Below are 20,000 nucleotides of genomic sequence, written 5' to 3'. Positions count from 1 at the left end.
CTTTAATCCTGAATACATAGGGGTTTTAGAGCAAACCCGGGGAACTGAAACATCTAAGTACCCGGAGGAAAGGAAATCAATAGAGACTCCGCTAGTAGTGGCGAGCGAACGCGGACCAGCCGAGCCTGGAAGAGTGACTGGAATGGTCTGGAAAGGCCAACCATAGCGGGTGACAGTCCCGTACAGGAAGCTTTACAGGACATATTAAGTAGGGCGGGACACGTGAAATCCTGTCTGAAGATCGGAGGACCACCTCCGAAGGCTAAGTACTCCTTACTGACCGATAGCGAACCAGTACCGTGAGGGAAAGGTGAAAAGCACCCCGACGAGGGGAGTGAAACAGTTCCTGAAACCGGACGCCTACAAGCAGTCGGAGGGTCCATGAGACCTGACGGCGTACCTTTTGTATAATGGGTCAACGACTTAGTCTAACGAGCGAGCTTAAGCCGATAGGTGTAGGCGCAGCGAAAGCGAGTCTTAAAAGGGCGCATGAGTTCGTTGGATTAGACCCGAAACCAAGTGATCTAGCCATGTGCAGGATGAAGGTAAGGTAACACTTACTGGAGGTCCGAACCAACACCCGTTGAAAAGGGTCTGGATGACGTGTGGCTAGGGGTGAAAGGCCAATCAAACTTGGAGATAGCTGGTTCTCCGCGAAAGCTATTTAGGTAGCGCCTCGGACGAATACCTTGGGGGGTAGAGCACTACATGGATGATGGGGGCCCACAGCCTTACTGAGTCTAAGTAAACTCCGAATACCCAAGAGTACTATCCGGGAGACACACGGCGGGTGCTAACGTCCGTCGTGAAGAGGGAAACAACCCTGACCTGCAGCTAAGGCCCCTAATTCGTGGTTAAGTGGGAAAGCATGTGGGACGGCCAAAACAACCAGGAGGTTGGCTTAGAAGCAGCCATCCTTTAAAGATAGCGTAACAGCTCACTGGTCTAGATAAGCTGTCCTGCGGCGAAGATGTAACGGGGCTCAAACCACGAGCCGAAGCTCAGGATGCATAGCAATATGCGTGGTAGCGGAGCGTTCTGTGATATAGAACGCTGTCTCTTTTGATCCCTCGGGGTCAACGGAGACAATGTTCTTTCTGTGAAGCCGGGCTGTAAGGCATCCGGTGGAGAGATCAGAAGCGAGAATGTTGACATGAGTAGCGACAAAGGGGGTGAGAGACCCCCTCGCCGAAAGTCCAAGGGTTCCTGCTTAAAGCTAATCTGAGCAGGGTAAGCCGGCCCCTAAGGCGAGGCCGAAAGGCGTAGTCGATGGGAACACGGTTAATATTCCGTGGCCAGAAGGAAGTGACGGATCTGAAACGTAGTTTGCCCTTATCGGATTGGGTGGGCTGCCTACAGGTCCCTGGAAATAGCCCTTCATCAGACCGTACCCTAAACCGACACAGGTGGACTGGTAGAGTATACCAAGGCGCTTGAGAGAACCACGTTAAAGGAACTCGGCAAAATGCCTCCGTAAGTTCGCGAGAAGGAGGCCCCACTTTTACGCAAGTAGAGGTGGGGGGCACAAACTAGGGGGTGGCGACTGTTTACTTAAAACACAGGGCTGTGCGAAGCCGTAAGGCGACGTATACAGTCTGACGCCTGCCCGGTGCTGGAAGGTTAAAAGGAGGGGTGCAAGCTCTGAATTGAAGCCCCAGTAAACGGCGGCCGTAACTATAACGGTCCTAAGGTAGCGAAATTCCTTGTCGGGTAAGTTCCGACCTGCACGAATGGCGTAACGATCTCCCCGCTGTCTCTAACGTGGACTCAGCGAAATTGAACTGTGTGTCAAGATGCACACTACCCGCGGTTAGACGGAAAGACCCCATGAACCTTTACTCCAGCTTTGCACTGGTATCAGGAATGTGATGTGCAGGATAGGTGGTAGGCTTTGAAGCAGGGACGCTAGTCTTTGTGGAGCCAACCTTGAGATACCACCCTTCGCCTTCTTGATATCTAACCGCGGTCCGTTATCCGGATCCGGGACCCTGCATGGTGGGGAGTTTGACTGGGGCGGTCGCCTCCCAAACAGTAACGGAGGCGCGCGAAGGTAGGCTCAGACCGGTCGGAAATCGGTCGTTGAGTGCAATGGCAGAAGCCTGCCTGACTGCAAGACTGACAAGTCGAGCAGAGACGAAAGTCGGTCATAGTGATCCGGTGGTCCCAAGTGGGAGGGCCATCGCTCAACGGATAAAAGGTACTCTGGGGATAACAGGCTGATGATGCCCAAGAGTCCATATCGACGGCATCGTTTGGCACCTCGATGTCGGCTCATCTCATCCTGGGGCTGGAGCAGGTCCCAAGGGTATGGCTGTTCGCCATTTAAAGAGGTACGTGAGCTGGGTTTAGAACGTCGTGAGACAGTTCGGTCCCTATCTGCCGTGGGTGTAGGAGATTTGAGAAGAGTTGCCCCTAGTACGAGAGGACCGGGGTGAACGAACCACTGGTGGACCAGTTATCGTGCCAACGGTAGTGCTGGGTAGCTATGTTCGGACAGGATAACCGCTGAAGGCATCTAAGCGGGAAGCCCCCTTCAAAACAAGATCTCCCTTGAGAGCCGTGGAAGACCACCACGTCGATAGGCCAGAGGTGTAAGTGCAGCAATGCATTCAGCTGACTGGTACTAATTGCTCGATAGGCTTGATTTGATCCAGTAACAGCAAGGTAAAGCATAGGTCGAAAGACCAACGCATCCCTCGCCTGGACAGTCAAAACGCATACACCAAATGCGTGCGCTAGCTTGGAACAACACTGATGTTTACCCTGCCATACAGGCAGGGGTGTCTCTTCTTCGGTTTGGTGGTCATAGCACGAGCAAAACACCCGATCCCTTCCCGAACTCGGCCGTTAAGTGCCGTCGCGCCAATGGTACTGCGTCTTAAGACGTGGGAGAGTAGGTCACCGCCAAACCTAAAAAGAGACACGCCTCTCTATACGATACCAATAACCCCCGATCGCATATCATGCCCTCGGACCGGACGCGGGGTGGAGCAGCCCGGTAGCTCGTCAGGCTCATAACCTGAAGGTCACAGGTTCAAATCCTGTCCCCGCAACCAAAAAATACAAACATATCAAATGCTTAGGCGCCGCCCTCCGGGGCGGTGTTTGCGTTTGCAAAACCCGTGGAAGCACTGTGGAAGCAAGAGGGCGCGAAGTCCTTAGAAAATCAGAGAAAACTGGCATGCCTTTGAGATTTCGAACAATTACGAGCACTCTGTCTGGATTGCCGCGCATCTCTCGATTGTTCTGGAAGCATGGTGCTTAGCATCTGCATCGAGGATGTCGAACGTGTCGTCGATGCTGACGCTTCCGACAGGATTTTGGCAATCGTCATGTAGTTCCGTCCGCTGCAATCCTGACAGCGCTTTTTCCGCCGCCTTGTTTGGTCACCGTGATGCGGACCGGGATGCGATCTTTCATGGCCTCGACATGGCTGATCACGCCGACCTGTCGGCCCTGCGATTGCAGACCTTCCAGAGCGTCAATGGCGAGGTCGAGGCTGGCGGCGTCGAGGGAGCCGAAGCCCTCGTCGATGAACAATGTCGCGGCCAAGCCGCCCTTGCTGCCCATTCGGGACAGGGCCAGTGCGAGGGCAAGGGAGACGAGGAAACGCTCCCCACCTGAAAGACTACGCGTTGCCCTGGCCTCGCCGCCCATGTCGATGTCTTCCACCTGCAGGGCGAGGTCGGCTGCGCGGCGCAAGCGATAGCGCGGGTTCAAGTCTGCGAGGTGGCGATTTGCGCTGTCTGCCAGCACATCGAGGGTGATTGATTGTGCGAAACGGGCAAAGCGATCCCCGTTCTTGGATCCAACCGCGGCATTGACCGCCCGCCAGACATCGAGTTCGGCGCGGGCTTTGGCAATCTCCGCTTCCAACCCGGCAAGTTTCTCTCGGTTTTCGGCATCAATGGCGATCTGGTTTTCAATGGCGCCTTGCCGCTGTTGATGCAGCACCGTGGCAGCGTCAATCGCCTCGATGCGAGTGCGCAAGTCATCGGCCGGGGTCTCGGGAAGATCTTGTTGATGACGCAAGAGATCTAGCTTGCGTTCGTTCAGGGCAGCGCGGGCGGCGGTCAGGGCGTCATCAAGGCCGCGCAGATGATCGCGCATTGCATGAACCTCATCGCGCCCCAGAGCGAACAGGGTTTCCAGATCCTCTACCGAAAGGCCGAGGTCTGACCGTCTCTGATCAAATTCCGTCGTCGCAACCGAAGCCATCTTTTCTGCTGAAGACAGGTCCGCCTCTGCAGATTGCTGCTCGGTGACCGCAGCAACGGCCTGGTTCGAGGCTTCGGCATAGGCCTTCTGTGCGTCATCACGCGCGACCAGTGCCGCCTTACGGTTGTCGTTGAAACGCGTGCGATGCGCCGAGGTAGGCTCCCCGCCAAGGAGCGGAGCCCGTCTTTGGCGCAAGTTGATCAGAACGAGTTGCCGGGCTTTTGCATCTTTTCGCGCGCGGTCCGCCAACTGCAGCGCGGCATCCGTCTTGCTGACCTGCCCAGAGACCTGCGGAGCAAGCTGCGCCAAGAGATCCGTCGACGCTCTTTGGGCTTCGCGCGCCTTGGTGACGCGGCCAACCAGAATTCCCAATCGATCCAATAGCTCCGGATCATTCAGGGCATCGCCAGCCTCTTCCAGCGGCACCAAGAATGGACCGACTGCGGATGCATGCCGTTGCGCTGTCGCCAGATGATTTTGTGCCGCTTGCCGGGCCAGGCTGAGCATGCGGTCGGCGTCAGTCTTCGCGGTTGTCACGGCGTCCCGGTCTTTGGCCTTCGTCTTCAGGTCATCCTGGATGGCGTCCCGGCGACTTGCCATTGTGGCCAGATCTTTGCGCATTTGGCCAAGGCGATCCTGTGCCTGCGCCGCGACCTGCTGTGCGGCAGTGATGTGCAATTGCGCAGCCCCGACTGCACTCTGCTCTTCGTCCGGAGTTTCGGGAAGGCCATCAGGGCAACCGGGATGGGCGCGGGCTTGTGACCGTGCCGCAGTCCATTCGCCTTTGGCTTTTTCGAGGCGGCCGGCGGTCAAGGCGATCATCGTCTTGGCCTGCGCAGACTGGGCATCATGTATGGCGCGGTGCCGCTCTGCCTCCATTTGCGCCGCGCGAGCTCTCTGCGCTTCCGTCCGGGCGGCAGCCAGATCTGTCCGCAACCGCGCCGCCAGATCTGCCAAGGCCGCATCGGCATGGATCGGGTGCTCGGCAGAACCACAGACAGGGCAGGGCGTGCCGGGTTCCAGATGCAGGCGCAGGTTTCGCGCCACGTCCGATGAGGCAAGGTCAGCCTGCTGTGAGGGGGCAATAAGGACGGCAACTTGGGCCTCTGCCCGGATTACTGCTTCGACCGCGCTAGCGATTGCTGCGGTTGCCACGGTTGCACCTGCGATGCCAGCCTGTTCTTGGGCCACCGCCAAGGCCCGATCGCACTTGGCGGTGGCATGGTCCTCCCCTGCGCGGTGGAGTCCGCCAAGGGCAGCAGCCAGATCCGCCAGTTGGCGCGATGCCTGCACAGGATGCTTGAGTTCCAAGGCGGTTATCTGCGCGGAAAGCTGGGCGGCCTCACCTTGAAGGGCGACTTCCTTGTCGCTTCCCTCCGTGATGGCTGCGGTCAAGCCGTCGACCTGTGCCCGCAGCGCCCTGAGCTTCTCTTCGGCATCAAGAGCCTGCGTTTCCGCCTTGGCTGCTGCGGCCTGCGCCGCGGTATGCGCCCCGATATCTGCCCGGACCTGTTCCCAACGATCGGCAAGGGGCAGTGCTGTCGCAAGCTCAGCGATCTCGGCATCCGCCTCAGATAAATCGGCTTCCGCCTGCGTGACCGCAGCGCGCAAGTCGGTCAGGGCGTCTCCTGCGATCTTGGCTTCCGCCTCCGCTGAATCGGCGGTGGATTGTGCCGTTGTCAGTTCGGTTGCAGCCGATAAAATCTCTGAATCCAACGCCGCCGCTTCATCCCACTGTGGACCCAGAACCTTGAACTCGGCTTCTTTGGCGGCAAAGTCGGCCGAGAACAGAGTTGCTGCCTCGCGCAATTCCTCGGCCCGCGCTTCCGCCTCACTGCGACGGCCACGCTTGGTTTCAAGGGTGGCCGTGGCGGCTGCCATGCGTGCCGTGGCCTCCTTTGCCCTCGTCCAAAGCGGCCGCAGCGGATCAGCCCTGTCGATCAAAGCCAGTCTCTCACGTTGCGGGACCGCTGCGGCCAACCCGACAAGCGCGGCGGATTCCATCCCCGCGGCTAGATCAACCTGACGGGCCGCTTCGGCATGGCGGGCATGGCGCTCCATATCTGCCTGCAGCTTGGTCCGTTCTGCGATGGCAGCCGCATTTTCTGCCACAAGTGCTGCACTTTCCGCGGCCAGCGCGGTTTGCTCTTCTTCAGAGAGCAACCGATGCTCGCCCCGCCGCAGGGTCAGCCCATCATGCACCTGGCGCGCAGCCTCGGTCCGTTCAAACACGCGCGTGGAAACCGCGCGGTAAAGGCCGGTGCCCGTGACCTTTTCCAATAGACCCGCACGTTCATTGGTATCTGCACGCAGGAAAGCGTCGAAATCCCCTTGGGCCAGCAGGACCGTCCGGCGGAATTCCTCATAGGTCAGGCCGGTCAGGGTGATGATCTGCTCGGTTACAGCCGTGGTCTGGCTGGCCAGCACCTGCTGATCTGATGCCCGCGCCAAGGATCTTGAAACATTCTGAAGTTTGCCATCCGCCCTGTCGCGGGCACGCCGGGCCTGCCAGCGCGCGATATAATCCTGCCCGTCCAAAGAGGCCGTGAATCGCACCTCGGCCCAGCCCTGAACCGCACCGCGCCGCAGGATGGCGCGTGCATCCTTGGCCTTGATGGTATCACCCGACGGATCGGGAACCTCGTCACTGGACGCGCCCGTGGCAAGGCGTGGCGCATCGCCGTAAAGCGCCAGACACATGGCATCGAGGATCGAAGACTTGCCCGCCCCGGTTTCGCCTGTGATGGCAAAAAGCCCTGCCCCATTAAGGGGAGCTGCGCTAAAATCGATCTCGAAACGGTCTGACAGGCTTGCGATGTTCTGGCCGGAAATCGACAGGATGCGCATGGATCAGGCCTCCGACAGGGCATCGCGGAAGGCCGCAAGGTGATGGGCGTCGGGCGGGGTGCCATGCACCTCTTGGAAGGCGGACAGGAACAAATCCTCGGGCGAAGTTTCCGCGAGGGTAGCCGGCGGGCGTTCCTGTGCCGGTTGATCGCTGCGCGTGATCGACAGGCCGGCGAGCCTCGCCGGAGTCCGCTCCATCAGGGTCTCGATTTCTGCCGCGAGCATGGTGACGGGGCGATCGGCTATCAATGACAGATACAAGAACGGTTGCTTGTCGCGAGGGGTGTCGGAAGACAAGGTGATTTCGGCAAGCGCGGCCAGCATATCCTCCAGTTTGCCCGACCCGGAGCGTGGGAGACGAAACATCGGCACGGGCCGGTCGATGGGGATATGCCGATGCGACACGCCATCCGACAAATCGATCAAAGTCACTCCATGATCGTAAGCGATCTCCGAGGCAGACAGTGGAAAGGCCGAGCCCGAATAGCGCACCCGCCCACCATCCAGAGATTGCGGCCTGTGCAGATGACCAAGTGCGACATAGGCAAGCTCGCCCGGGAACACATCTGGTGGAACCGCATGTTCCCCGCCAATCAGGATGCGCCGTTCTGCCCCGTCAGAGGCAAGCCCGCCAGAACAGGTGAGATGGCCCATTGCTAGAAGCGGCAGCCCACCCACACGGGCAACTGCGGCCTCGGTCATCTCGCGGTGCAGGGCGCGGACAGCTGCCGTTATGGCGGGTTCGTCACCATCCTCTGCGCCAAGGCGCAAGCCCGGTAGGTCGGCCTGGCGCAGGAAGGGAACCGCCAGTACGTGAGCGCGGATTGCTCCATGGCGGTCCCGAAGCGCGATCAGATGCCTGTCAAGATCGACCCCTTCAGCGCCGCGGCGTAACGTGCCGAGCACATGGACACCCAACTCTTTCAGCACTGCCTCAGGCGCTTCCAAACGTTGTGCCGGATCGTGGTTACCCGCCGTCAAGATGATCTGCAGATGTGGGCACGACCGAACCATGCGCGCGATGGCCCCATAAAGAAGGCGCTGCGCTTCGCCAGAGGGATTGATCCCGTCGAAGACATCTCCCGCCACAAGCAGCGCATCCACGTCTTCCGCCAGGATCACATCCTGCAAACGATCCAGAAACGCCCGGTGTTCATGGTCACGAGACCAGCCATTCAGTGTCTGGCCAATGTGCCAATCGGCGGTGTGAAGGATGCGCATCGGATACTCGAACAGTTCTGGTTCCTCGAATTATTGCAGGGTTCTGTTCGGCTTAGCCATTGAATTCCTACGCTTGAGCAAGCCGCCGGATATTCTGGGCGGCATTGCCGCGAGCGTCGCGGTGCTACTCAGCGGTTGGAGCCTCCGGCAAATCCGGCTCTGTCCAGACTGGATCGGGTCCATCACACCAAGCAAGACTCACATCAAAACCAAATATCGAGCCAGAAGTGAATTGGTGGCGTCATTCGACGACAGGATAGAACGGTTTGCCCCAATCCTTTCCCGGGTTGTCCATCATCAGATCCACAAAGACCGGAAGCAAGAAGGCGAGGATCGCGGCGCCGTCGCGCACCTGCGCCCGATTCACGCCGCTGTTCCAGGTTGAGCCGCCGTGAACCAGTTGATTGCGTAGTACATAAAGCCGGTCGAAGACGAAGCTCAGAACCCGGGCGCTGTCGCCCACTTGGAACGCTTGCGCGAAGGAGCGGGCCGAAGCCCTGAAGCGATCTTCCCAGTCCGCGAACCCGTCGATCCCATTGTGATGCTGCCAGAACGGGTTGAAAACATAGCGGTTCTCCATCAGCATCCGCACTGGCCCGGAAAACCGCTGCCACAGCGCATTGTAGATGCGCCGTCCCCCATCCAAAGCCACCAGTTTGCCGAAGAAGTCCACGAAAGCAGCACGTTCACCGGGGGCTACCGTCTGAAACTCTCGCTCATCGGCGTAGGCCGCATTGAACGCGATCCAGAGGAAGATGAAACGGGCGTCATCATCGTCGCCGCAAGTTTCGGCGCGGCCGATCCAACTGATGGCGCGATGGGCACGCAACCCCATGGTTTCGGGAAAACCCGCACGGATGGCGCGTTGCTTGGTCTTCAGGGCAGCATGGTCGAGACCATCCTTCATCGTTCAATTCCTTTTCTAAAAGCCGATCACGGCAGCCCGTCAAAATCTGATCTTTGGTAGCCTTCGACCAAGGATCGCAGCCCTTCCGGGGCCATAACATCGACCTTGTTGCCCCATTGATAGAGATGCCACGCCATCTCGAGCCAACCCGCCGCGTGGAACTTCACGATCAGGCTGCCATCATCCTGCTGTTCCAGAGCTTGCGTGGGATGAAAGCGAAACTCAGCTGCACGAGCGGCCACCTCAGGTGCAAAGCGCCAGATCACCTCGCCGTACTGCGCGGGATCCTGATACACGCCAAAGGCCTGCGCTGCATAATCTTCCAGCGAGAAACCAGGCGCAAAGGCGAAACTCTCGTCCAAGGCTTCGGCAGTATGGATCCGGTCCATTCGGAAGTTCAGGATTGTGTCACCCCGTGACGGTTGCCGCGCGACAAGATAGCTGCGGTGCCCCAAAAGCAGGCCGTGCGGCTCGATGACCCGCTCTGGGGCGTCGGGGTCGCCGTAACGTAGTTGCAAACGGAAGGGACCGCGCAGGGCCTCGATCACCGCATCAAGGACTTTCGGGGCGAGGTTGACCCTAGGGCCGGGTCTGGTCACGGACCCCATTGCGGTCAGAACGGCTTCGGCATCGGCCTCGGTGCGCGCGGCGTCCTTTGGTGCAAGACGCGCAAGCAGACCGTCACGTAAATCGGCAAGGACAGAGGCGTGGCGCAAGCGGCCATCGGCCAGCGCTGATCGGCCAGCAATCTCCAGTGCTTCAACGGCAGTCTCTTGCCGGGGTTGCAGCCGGTCGAGCATCGGATCAGCAACGCGCCAACGGCGGCGACGGTCATCACCATCTTCCGCTTCTACGTTCATGAATGTGGTCTCCAGCGCATCTGTCATGCGCTGCGCGGTCCGGTGCGAAATGCCGAACTCTTCGCAGATTTCATCGAGGCTGATCCCACTGCGCCGAGATGCCGCCAGCCTTGCGAGCCTGATCAAGCCCTGCGCTTTGGAAAACGACATGAACTTACCTTGATGCTAAAGCATGTCAGAGATTGACACCCATGCAAGCTATTGATGATCCTGCAATCTGTCGAGGCGATTCCCTTGCGGGTTGCGTTCGGATCATTCGGAGCAACCATGCGGGACGTTAGCGGACAAATCCTCTTCTCGGCGACCGACCTGATGCGGTTCATGGGCTGCGCCCATGCGACGACATTGGATCTGTCCCGTTTGCGGGGAGAGGGGCCGGAACCGCGCGAGGATAGCGAGGATGCCGCCCTGCTGCAAAAGCAGGGCGATGCCCATGAGGCGGCGCACCTGGCACGGCTGGGCGCTGCAGGACGCGGGATCGTGGAGGTAGCGAGGGGCGACCTGACGCAGAACGCCGCCACTACCCGGGCTGCACTTTCTGCTGGACCGGAGGTCGTGTTTCAGGGGGCGTTCCTGTCGGGAAACTGGGGCGGCTGGTCAGATTTTCTGGAGCGCGTGGAGCGCCCATCGAATCTCGGGGCTTTCAGCTATGAGGTGGCGGACACCAAGCTGAAGCGCCGCCCCCATCCGAAACACGCGCTGCAACTTGTGCTCTATTCCGACCTGCTGACCGAAATTCAGGGTGTCGCGCCCGAGTTTGCCCATGTTGAACTTGGCGATGGTACCCGGGCGACGCTGCGGCTTGCTGACTATTCGGCCTACGCAAGGATGGCGCGCGCACGGCTGGAAGGTTTCGTGGCCAACCCGACGCCAACACGGCCCATTCCCTGTGCCGACTGCAGTCTGTGCCGTTGGGCCGATCATTGTGAGAGCGTCTGGCAGTCAGAGGACAGTCTGTTCAACGTGGCCAATATCAGCCGCGGACAGGTCAAGAAGCTGGAAGCGGCGGGCATCGCCACGATGGAAGCTCTCGCCAACCTCGATCATCCGGTTCGCGGCATGGCGGAAAACACCCGGCTGCGACTGACCACGCAAGCCCGGCTGCAGCACGCTCGCAAGACCGGTGAGCCGACGTTCGAACTGCGTACGCCCGAGCCTGGCAAGGGATTTGAGCTGTTGCCCGAGCCGCAGCCCGGCGACATCTTCTATGACATCGAAGGCGATCCGCATTTCGAAGGCGGCTTGGAATACCTGCATGGTGTTTGGTTCGACGGTGAGTTTCGCGCGTTCTGGGGCCATGACCATGCTGCAGAGGCACAGGCACTTTCCGAATTACTCGTGTTCTTCCGCGACCGCCTCGACGCGCATCCAACCGCACGTATCTACCATTATGCCGCTTACGAAATCACGGCGCTGCGGCGGCTGACCACGAAATATGGGATCGGCGAGGCCTTTCTCGACCGTCTGCTGCGAGAGCGCCGTTTCGTTGATCTTTTTGCCGTGGTGCGCGGCGGGTTGATCGGGTCAGAGGCCAACTACTCCATCAAGTCGATGGAAGCCTTCTATGGCCGCAAGCGAGATGGCGAGGTTAAAACCGCAGGGGGTTCGGTCGTCGCCTATGAACGCTGGCGCGAAACGGGTGATCAGCAGATCCTTGACGAGATCGAGGATTACAACCGCGTCGACTGCATCTCGACCGAGGAGTTGCGCGATTGGCTAGTGGGTATTCGGCCGACCGCGCCTTGGCCCGTGCTCGGGCAGGACGCAGGGCCCAAGGAGGCCGAAGAGGACGCCGATACCGAAGCCTTGCGGTCAATGCTTGCCGCCTCCGGCTTACCGCAAGATCGGCGGGATATGCTGTTCAGCCTTGGCGTTTTCCACAAACGCGAAGCCAAGCCTGCGCAATGGGCGGTGTTCGACAGCGTCGGCAAGGACGAGGACGATCTGATCGACGATCTGGATGCGCTTGCCGGGCTAGAAGCCACCGGGCCCGTCGAACAGGTCAAGCGATCCATGGCACGCACCTACCGCTTTCCCCAGCAGGAGACGAAGTTGCGGCGCGGAAGAAACGCGACTGTGCCGGTTGTGGACGGTCCGCCCGCGACAGTAAGCATCCAGGAAATGGATCGCACAGCGCGCCAGATCACGGTCAAAGCAGGGGCTGCTAAGGCGCACCTTTTGACGGACCGGCTCACGCTGCACCCGGACTGGCCCCTGAACACCGACGTGATCGCTGCCGCCCTGCGGGACGTGATCGCTGATCAGTGCGGTTCGCGCACCTACAGGGCGGTCGATGACATGCTGTCTCGTACCGCGCCGCGCCTTGCCAGCGGGCCCCTGCAGTCTGTTATCGATCCCGTCGCGGGCACAATCACGGCTGTCGCGGCGATGGAGGAGACAGTTCTGCCGATCCAGGGGCCGCCGGGTACCGGCAAGACTTATGTCACTGCACGTGCGATCCTTGCCCTTGTCAGGAAGGGAGCGCGCGTGGGCGTCACATCAAACAGTCACGAGGCGATAAGAAATGTGCTGATGGGCTGTTTGGACGCGCTGGAAGATGACGATTTGCCGATCACACTCGATCTCGTCCACAAGACGTCGGGCGAGGATGACGGATATCCCGTGGATTGCGCCGTTCGCCGGACCACCAGCAATGACGATGCCGCTGGCGGCCAGCATGTGGTCGGCGCCACTGCCTGGTTCTTCACTCGCGACGAGAATGTGCAAGCCTTCGACTGGCTGTTCGTGGACGAGGCAGGACAAGTTGGCCTTGCCAACATGGCTGCCATGGGCCGGGCCGCGCGCAACATCGTGCTTGTTGGTGACCCCCGTCAGTTGCCGCAGGTCATCCAAGGCGCGCATCCCGAGCCAGCGAACCTTTCCTGCCTTGACTGGATGCTGGGTGAACATGCGACCGTGCCGCCCGATTGCGGAATCTTCCTGCCGATATCACGGCGCATGCACCCAGATGTCTGCCGCTTCATTTCAGATCAAGTCTATGAAGGGCGGCTCACCAGCCACCCCGACACCGTACGCCAAAGCGTCACGGGCGCACCATTTCCCGAGGCCGGAGCATTCTGGGTGCCGGTTTCGCACGAAGGCAATGCTCAGATTGCTTCCGAAGAGGTGGCCGCCATTCAGGCCGCGACGTCTGAACTGCTGCGGGGCACCTGGACCGAGAAGGATGGCTCAAGCCGTCCGATGCGCCAGACGGACATCATCGTCGTCGCCCCATACAATGCTCAAGTGAATGCCCTCCGTGATGCGTTGCCCGATGGCATTCGCGTCGGCACAGTAGACAAGTTCCAGGGGCAGGAAGCGCCGGTCTGCCTCGTTTCCATGACCGCATCATCAGCCGAGGAAACGTCGCGGGGAATGGAGTTTCTGTTTTCGCTCAACCGGATCAATGTGGCAGTTTCGCGCGCCAAGGGTCTTTCGCTTGTGTTCGGCGCACCGCGCCTGCGTGAGGCGAAATGCGAGACTATCGCACAAATGCGGCTGGTGAATACTCTTTGTGGCCTGTCAGATTGGTGACCAGATGAATATCGAAAAGACTATTAGTGATCTGCCAAATACCGAAACGAGGAAACTCAGGGATCTGCTGGTGAACGCCAATAAGGTTCTAAGCAAAGATCCCAAGCACCTACAAGCTGCGCACTTGCGAGACGCTCTCACAGAAGAACTGGCCCGACGCAAGGTTTCAAACCGGACAAGAATCGGCCCACTCTGGTGGGAGCCACATGATCCAGATGTTGCGGAATTTTTCGCCTACGATGAGGCACAGTCCACGATACTCGTGGCGGCGATCTTCAAACGCGCCACTCATACGGCAACTCGCAAAGCAGTCTATTCGGTTCGGATCGGGGATCAAACCTTGGATGGCCAGTTTGAGGAGGTTGCCATGGCTCGCCGGGCGGGCTCAGAAGCATGGGAAAAGCGCCAAAAGCAGGTTTAGTCCGATGTTCGGACGCACGATCTGGAGGAAGAAGATGAGTGAAGACAACTGGTTCGTATTGCGCCCGCAGAAGGCACAAGCGTTCGGCCGACCGGAGGGAAACGGGTTCCTTGTTCGGAAGGGTTCGACTGCCATGGTCAACGGCTCGCCGCGCGTTAAGCGCGACCGCGAAGAACGTGATCGGTTGGTGCGCCAAGGCGTTCTTGTTGTCGACAGTGATCCAGACCTCTATCGGTTTTCACGGGACCACATTTTTGGAAGCCCGAGCATCGCCGGTGGCGTCGTAAAGGACGGCAACTGTAGCGGACCCCAAAGTTGGCGCAGACCCGCTGATGGCAAGACTTTGAAAGAAGCTGGCGGCTAAGGCATTGGCCTATGGAAGGCGATTTTACGGGAAACTGCTGCGTTACAAGAATTGATGCCAGGCGTCGTCCCACTATGGACTGCGTCAGGCTCGGAGAAAGGCTGGTACTTGGACATGACGGTTGAGGCAGGGCTGGCGGTGATTGAACTAGGCGAACAAATGGACGCTGCGTCGTGGGATGAGTTCATTGCCAGTGAGCTTCAGTCAACTTTTGACGCTTACCTGGCAAAACCTGCGTTTCTGCTAGGTCACTCCCGAACCGAGGCGCAGACTGCAGCAGACTATGCGGGCCGCGAGCTTCTGGAACTCGTTCAGAATGCGGCCGACGCCGCGAGCGAGACTGGTGGTGGCGGGCGCGTTCTCATCGAGGTCAACGGCAACACGCTCTTCGTAGCCAACACCGGCCAACATTTTCGAAAGCGTGGCGTTGCTGCGCTGATGACGGCCCATACCAGTGACAAACCAACGCGTGCCGCACGCATGATCGGCGCAAAGGGGTTGGGTTTTCGGGCAATTTTGAACTGGACTGATGCACCAATAATCAGCAGCGGTTCGTTGGAGATCGGATTCTCCCGCATTCATGCCAAGGCAGTCGTTGAAAAACTCGCTGCCAACAACACCGAAATCGCTTCAAACTTCTCTGAAACAAGCTTCAACCAGCCACCTTTGCTTGTTTTTCCAGCGACCGGGGATGAACTGGAGCGGCTTGGTGATGTCAGAACGAGCGAATTGCTGCAACATGCACGTACCCTCCGGGAGCAAGGGTATGACACTGTGATAGCCGCCCCGCTGCGCGACAATGGGGCGCTTCAACATCTCGTTGGACAGGCCCGCCTTTTTGAGCCTAGCTTCCTGCTCTTTGTGGAGTCGCTCCAAGCCATCCGCATTCGTTTGCCTGACAGCGACGAGAAGAGATGGACAAAGGACAGCAAAGAAAACGGAGATGTTTCACTGGTCCTTGAGACCGACCAGGAAACCGTTGAACAGAAATGGATACTTCGGCAGCGCCGCGGGGGGATTGGTGAAGGCGAGGGCAGCAAAGAGTTTGAACTCGCAATAGCGCTGCGTCTGGATGCAAGTAACACTGCCAACAGGTTGCACAGCTACTTCCCGACATCGCTACCTTTGCCATTTTCAGGGCTGTTCCATGCAACTCTGGAACTCGACTCGAGCCGAAAGACAATCAACGAAGGCTCAGAGAAGAACCACGTGGTTTTGGCTGCGCTGGGACGTTTTCACGCGGAGGTTCTGGACGAACTCCGGGAATCGAAGCGGGTCACTGAACCGTTGAAGTGGCTATTTGCTCACCAACCTTTTCCTGATGCGCTCACGCCCGTGTCCGAAGCCTCTTGGGCCCGGGCTAGGCAACTGCCACTCGTGCGCTGTATGGACGGTTCTTGGCGGAGTTCAGATCAAGCAAGGGTCGGACCACCAGGCTATTCAAACTATCTTCCTCAGCGACTTTTTGGTCAACTAGCCTCAGTGAGTGAGCCTGCGCACGAGGGCCTCTTGCGAAAAAGGCTGAAGGTGAGCGCATTAGGGTCAAAGGAGATTCTGGCGATACTGCGGGAGGCCGACCTCAGCCTCGTTGAACGCGCCAAGGCAATTTCGGGAATTGCCCAGTCCCTGCCAGAGGACTTTCACGATAGCAGGCTTCTGATCGATTTGCAGGGCAAGAGTATGCCCTCGACAGTAACGGCGTTCCCTCCTCCGACAGATGAGTTTAAGCGCCAAAGTCTACCCACCTGGGCAAACGCACGCTTTATTCATCCGGACCTTTGGTCGGCACTTTTGACCTCGGTCACTGGCAATACTCTTCGTGAGAAGCTTCATGCACTCAAAGGGTTCCGAGTGGTGGAGTATAGTGCCGACGCGGTGATAGCTGCCTTGCGTAGCCGGGTCACCGAACTTCTCAAAAAAAAGAATAGTAATTCGGACCGCTTACAGGCCAGTTTCTTGGCGGTAGTTTATTCTTTGCATGACCGAAACAGAAACAGACCACCTGGTGCCTTCCGCGTACGCTGCCAAGACGGGGAGTGGCGAGATATTGCAACAGTACATCTTTCGGAATCGTTTGGTCAAATTGGACGGATTACCGCTGCCCTGTATCAAGGTCGTCCAGATGTGCTTATTGGGACGGCTGCCAGTAATGGCCTTGATACGGCGGGCGATAATGCTGTGGTCTTCCTTGAATGGTTGGGCATTAATCTCTGGCCCCGCAGGGTAACCGAAGAGTTGCCGCAAAAGTGGCGAAAGGCAGTGATCGACGACTTGCCGGAAACCTTCGAAGTTACTGATGGCAACACTCATCGAGAGCTTCGACGGGATAGCCTCAGCTGGGGCTACACGGTCCGCGCTGAACATCACACAGTTGACGGGCTCAACCATATTCTGGACACAGCGGCTCCCGAGGCGATCCTTTCTTGGATTGCGCATGATCCACGCCTTGATCCACTTGCGCCCGGCGGCTTTTTCGGTGTCGAACTATCAGGCCGTGATAGCGGAAACGCGAAATTCAGGCCCTACGTCGGCGGCCTTCCGAACACCCTACGGCTCGAAATCGAGTCCCGCGCCTGGCTCGAGTGTAGCGATGGGCAACGTCGTTCCCCGATGGAAGTTATGATTGAGTCAGGTCTGTTCTCTTCGCTCTTTCATGCCCCTCTTGCTGTCGACGGGGCCGCGGAAGAAGCGTTTGGACTAAGCCGTCCATACTGGCGGCGCGGCCTCGAACGCGCCGGAGTCGCACGAACGCTTGACGATCTTCCCGAACCGCAAGTGTACCGATTGCTCTCCTCGCTGCCTGAACGCAACGTCAAGCCGGAGGTCGGAAGTCGACTGTTCCTTCAAGTTTTGGGACGAGATTCATTTGATTCCCAGAATGGTGGGGCAGAACGGGAGGCGTTTCTCGAAACCGGCATGTTGCCAGTGCAATTCGGCGGCAAGCGAATATGGGCTGAGCGCGACGGAGTGCATTATGCCCAACGTGATGACTTGCCGTCCGTGGCTAGATCGCACCTTAGATTGATCGACTTGCCGACCCGCCTCAATGGGAAGCAGGTATTGGCTCGCTTTGGCGTGCCAGCATTGCTCAAGGATGCTTTGGATCTCCGGATCATAGCGGTCGATGAAGTCCAAGGTGCTGATTCGTCAACGCTTATGGCAAGGTTCGAGCGAGCTAAGCCCTATATTTTGGCACTGCGCAAAGCGCTTTCGCCGAACGGTACCCCTTTACGACGATTTGAGGCTCTTGCGCTCCAGGTGGCCCGACGAGCGGAGATGGAACTCTCCATCAACGGTGTGACTGTGGTTGAGGAACTTGAGCATTGGCGTCATCGACTAAGCCAAGACAGCTTATTGATTACAGTCGATGCAACAGCAGACTACGAAGTCATCATGGACCTAGGGCTTCATGCTATAGCGGATGGCTTCGCAGAACTGTTTGAATTGCAGAACGGTGCCGATTTCGTGCCTTATCTGACCGCCTCTACAGATTCGTTGCGCCGAACCCATCTTCGACGCGCCTTACCTTCTTTGGACACGGACGAATTGGACTCCCTGATCGGTGGTATTGACCGTTTGTTTGACTCGCCCTTCGCACCTCAAGTCGATGCAGAGACGATACATGCGGGCCCCGCGCTATCGCCTGCCAAACTGCCATCCCTGTCCGACGGTTCCTCTGACCAGGCTGGGTCTGATGTGGAGCAGATGGGTTCCGATGAAGCAGAAGAAAATGCAGAACCGCAGGATGTTGAAGTGCGTATTGAGCCGAGATCTGCGCCTGCAAGTGTGGCTGGCACAGGAACCGAAGCAATACGTCGTACATTGCGTGTTGCAGCCCCCACTGGGAGAATTGCTGGTCAAAGTGATGCCGATCCTGATCGCGCAGCCGATGCTGAACATTGGACGGGGGCATTTGAGCGCGCCAACGGCCGTTGGCCTCTTGCAGTCGCACACCTCCAAGGTTCGCGGGCCTTTGGATGCGACTACCTAAGTTTCGAAACAGAGGATGCTCGCGCGACCTTTGAGGCCAATCCAGCGATGATCGAGTTGGTAAGCCGCTTCATCGAAACGAAGTCGGGGAGTGTTTGGTTTACCGACAACGAGTGGATTGCTGCCAGCAGTCTCGGCGAACGATACTTTGTTTACAGGCTAACCTTTGTGTCGGGAGGTCGAAATCAAGCCGAACTGACAATTGTACGCAACCCGCTGTCTCGAGCAGAGGCAATCAGAACAGCGAGGGAACTCGTGCTGGACAAAGTGCCGGACCGTGAAGAATTTGACTTAGTTCAGACAAGTGCGGCCGACCTGGTACTATTTACACAAGAGCCCGTCGCGGAGGCAAATCCCGAGGTTGAGCTACTCCCCAACTCTTGGACAGATTTCCGGCTGATTTAAGCTTCTCTTAGAAGAGTCTTTGGCTTTCGTGCGATACGGGAGCTGCTGCCCGGCACGGCATATATGCCGGGCAGCGGCGGGGGCTGGATCGAATTAAGCTGGGCCGTGCTGGGCCGTGCAGTAGTCAGATCACCCCCGCCTTTTCATGTGGCCTGAACGGATACTTGGGGGAAAGCCCCGCATGAGAAGCACAGGGGATGAAAAGGCAAATGAACGATACAATCGGAATCGATATCGGAAAAGACACTCTCGTCATTCACCGTCTGCCAGACAAGGCGACCCTCGAGGTCGGCAATAACAAGGCCGGTCTTACCACACTTCTACGCTGGTTGGGCCGGGACGAAGCGTTGCGCGTCGTCTTTGAGCCAACTGGCCCTTACCATCGGCTCTTGGAAAAGACGCTGGCAGCGGCGAACATTGCCATGATCAAGGTGAACCCGCGGCAGGCACGGCGCTTTGCCGAAGCCATCGGTCGCCTCGCCAAGACGGACCGGGTCGATGCGGCAATGCTGGCGCGGCTTGGGGCGACGCTGGATCTTCAAGCTCTTCCTCCAAAAAGCGAAATGCTGCACGATCTGAGAGAGTTACGCGTTGCCCGCCAAGGCCGGGTGAAGGATCGCATTGCCCTGACGGTGCGCCTCCGGCACGCCAATCTTGCGTTGATCAAGCACCAGCTCCGGCTCAGCATTCGTCAGGTGGAGGCGCATCTGGCCGAAATCGACGCTGCCATTCTCGAAGCTGTCAGGGCGGACGAAGCATTATCGCAACGCTTTGACATCCTGACCAGCATTCCGGGCATCGGCGAGATCGCAGCCTGTGCCATGCTGATCGAGATGCCGGAACTCGGCCAGTTGGAGGCCAGACAGGCGGCAGCTTTGGCGGGCCTCGCGCCCGTCACCCAGCAGTCAGGTAAATGGAAGGGGCATGCGCACATCCAGGGCGGGCGGGCCGGTCTGCGAAGGTCTCTCTACATGCCCGCCCTTGTCGCCACGCGCTACAACGCGCCACTCAGGGAAAAATACCAGAAGCTGATTGCCGGCGGGAAGGCTGCGAAAATCGCCATCACCGCGATCATGCGAAAGCTGATCGTCCTCGCCAACGCGCTTCTGCGCGACAAACGAAACTGGACGCCAAATACCTCTTGCTGACAACGGATACTACTGCCTGCACCTGCTGGTCGGTTTGGGTTGCATTGAAGTAGACCACGGCGGGCGGTTGACCGCCATGGGCGGC

The 20,000-nt window shown here is 58.6% G+C and carries 9 protein-coding genes, 1 tRNA gene and 2 rRNA genes (1 of these 12 running past the window's edge); 8 read left to right on the top strand and 4 right to left on the bottom strand.

All coding sequences use genetic code 11. The features are described from left to right. From EEB11_RS09770 to EEB11_RS09760, 3 genes are all read left to right on the top strand, one after another. Nucleotides 1-2,648: ribosomal RNA gene (locus EEB11_RS09770) — 23S ribosomal RNA — on the top strand (it extends 187 nt beyond the left edge of the window). 147 nt (nucleotides 2,649-2,795) lie between these two features. Beyond that, nucleotides 2,796-2,910 (top strand): 5S ribosomal RNA (gene rrf / locus EEB11_RS09765). Between the two features lie 69 nt (nucleotides 2,911-2,979). Continuing rightward, nucleotides 2,980-3,056: transfer RNA gene (locus tag EEB11_RS09760), tRNA-Met, on the top strand. 274 nt (nucleotides 3,057-3,330) lie between these two features. Here EEB11_RS09760 and EEB11_RS09755 read toward each other — a convergent pair. The 4 genes from EEB11_RS09755 to EEB11_RS09740 form a co-directional block, all read right to left on the bottom strand. Then, entirely contained in the window at nucleotides 3,331-7,065 is a 3,735-nt protein-coding gene (locus EEB11_RS09755; protein WP_135430826.1) for an AAA family ATPase, read from the bottom strand. Nucleotides 7,066-7,068: 3 nt separating this feature from the next. Continuing rightward, a complete protein-coding gene (locus tag EEB11_RS09750) occupies nucleotides 7,069-8,286 on the bottom strand; it encodes an exonuclease SbcCD subunit D (RefSeq protein ID WP_135430824.1) in 1,218 nt (405 codons plus the stop codon). A 241-nt stretch (nucleotides 8,287-8,527) separates the two neighbouring features. Then, on the bottom strand, nucleotides 8,528-9,193 hold the full coding sequence (locus EEB11_RS09745) for a HEPN domain-containing protein (RefSeq protein WP_210134407.1): 666 nt from the start codon (nucleotides 9,191-9,193) through the stop codon (nucleotides 8,528-8,530). A gap of 26 nt (nucleotides 9,194-9,219) precedes the next feature. Beyond that, nucleotides 9,220-10,203 carry a helix-turn-helix transcriptional regulator gene (locus tag EEB11_RS09740; protein WP_135430822.1) on the bottom strand — a complete coding sequence of 328 codons (984 nt, stop codon included), beginning with the start codon at nucleotides 10,201-10,203 and terminating at the stop codon, nucleotides 9,220-9,222. 54 nt (nucleotides 10,204-10,257) lie between these two features. Here EEB11_RS09740 and EEB11_RS09735 point away from each other — a divergent pair, with 54 nt between their 5' ends. The 5 genes from EEB11_RS09735 (at nucleotide 10,258) to EEB11_RS09715 (ending at nucleotide 19,915) form a co-directional block, all read left to right on the top strand. Beyond that, nucleotides 10,258-13,587 carry a TM0106 family RecB-like putative nuclease gene (locus tag EEB11_RS09735; RefSeq protein ID WP_245298851.1) on the top strand — a complete coding sequence of 1,110 codons (3,330 nt, stop codon included), beginning with the start codon at nucleotides 10,258-10,260 and terminating at the stop codon, nucleotides 13,585-13,587. A gap of 4 nt (nucleotides 13,588-13,591) precedes the next feature. Continuing rightward, nucleotides 13,592-14,008 (top strand): hypothetical protein, encoded by a 417-nt coding sequence (locus EEB11_RS09730; protein ID WP_135430820.1) that lies wholly within the window; start codon nucleotides 13,592-13,594, stop codon nucleotides 14,006-14,008. 34 nt (nucleotides 14,009-14,042) lie between these two features. After that, nucleotides 14,043-14,372: a DUF4357 domain-containing protein gene (locus EEB11_RS09725; protein WP_210134406.1), complete on the top strand. Its 330-nt coding sequence runs from the start codon at nucleotides 14,043-14,045 to the stop codon at nucleotides 14,370-14,372. Nucleotides 14,373-14,486: 114 nt separating this feature from the next. Further along, nucleotides 14,487-18,767, top strand: coding sequence for a sacsin N-terminal ATP-binding-like domain-containing protein (locus EEB11_RS09720; RefSeq protein ID WP_435531105.1), 4,281 nt, complete (start codon nucleotides 14,487-14,489; stop codon nucleotides 18,765-18,767). A gap of 209 nt (nucleotides 18,768-18,976) precedes the next feature. Next, complete coding sequence (locus EEB11_RS09715; protein WP_135430816.1) at nucleotides 18,977-19,915, top strand: IS110 family transposase; 939 nt, start codon at nucleotides 18,977-18,979, stop codon at nucleotides 19,913-19,915. The last annotated feature ends 85 nt before the right edge of the window (nucleotides 19,916-20,000 follow it).

The organism is Pseudotabrizicola sediminis, from assembly GCF_004745575.1.
Classification (GTDB): Bacteria; Pseudomonadota; Alphaproteobacteria; order Rhodobacterales; family Rhodobacteraceae; genus Pseudotabrizicola; species Pseudotabrizicola sediminis.
Note: the sequence above shows the minus strand (reverse complement) of the source record. Positions and strands in the feature narration are given on the sequence as shown.

Bases quoted from the DNA above. Each gene is read 5' to 3' on its own strand.
- EEB11_RS09755 (WP_135430826.1), bottom strand. From the start codon at position 7,065: ATGCGCATCCTGTCGATTTCCGGCCAGAACATCGCAAGCCTGTCAGAC.
- EEB11_RS09750 (WP_135430824.1), bottom strand. From the start codon at position 8,286: ATGCGCATCCTTCACACCGCCGATTGGCACATTGGCCAGACACTGAAT.
- EEB11_RS09745 (WP_210134407.1), bottom strand. From the start codon at position 9,193: ATGAAGGATGGTCTCGACCATGCTGCCCTGAAGACCAAGCAACGCGCC.
- EEB11_RS09740 (WP_135430822.1), bottom strand. From the start codon at position 10,203: ATGTCGTTTTCCAAAGCGCAGGGCTTGATCAGGCTCGCAAGGCTGGCG.
- EEB11_RS09735 (WP_245298851.1), top strand. From the start codon at position 10,258: ATGATCCTGCAATCTGTCGAGGCGATTCCCTTGCGGGTTGCGTTCGGA.
- EEB11_RS09730 (WP_135430820.1), top strand. From the start codon at position 13,592: ATGAATATCGAAAAGACTATTAGTGATCTGCCAAATACCGAAACGAGG.
- EEB11_RS09725 (WP_210134406.1), top strand. From the start codon at position 14,043: ATGAGTGAAGACAACTGGTTCGTATTGCGCCCGCAGAAGGCACAAGCG.
- EEB11_RS09720 (WP_435531105.1), top strand. From the start codon at position 14,487: ATGACGGTTGAGGCAGGGCTGGCGGTGATTGAACTAGGCGAACAAATG.
- EEB11_RS09715 (WP_135430816.1), top strand. From the start codon at position 18,977: ATGAACGATACAATCGGAATCGATATCGGAAAAGACACTCTCGTCATT.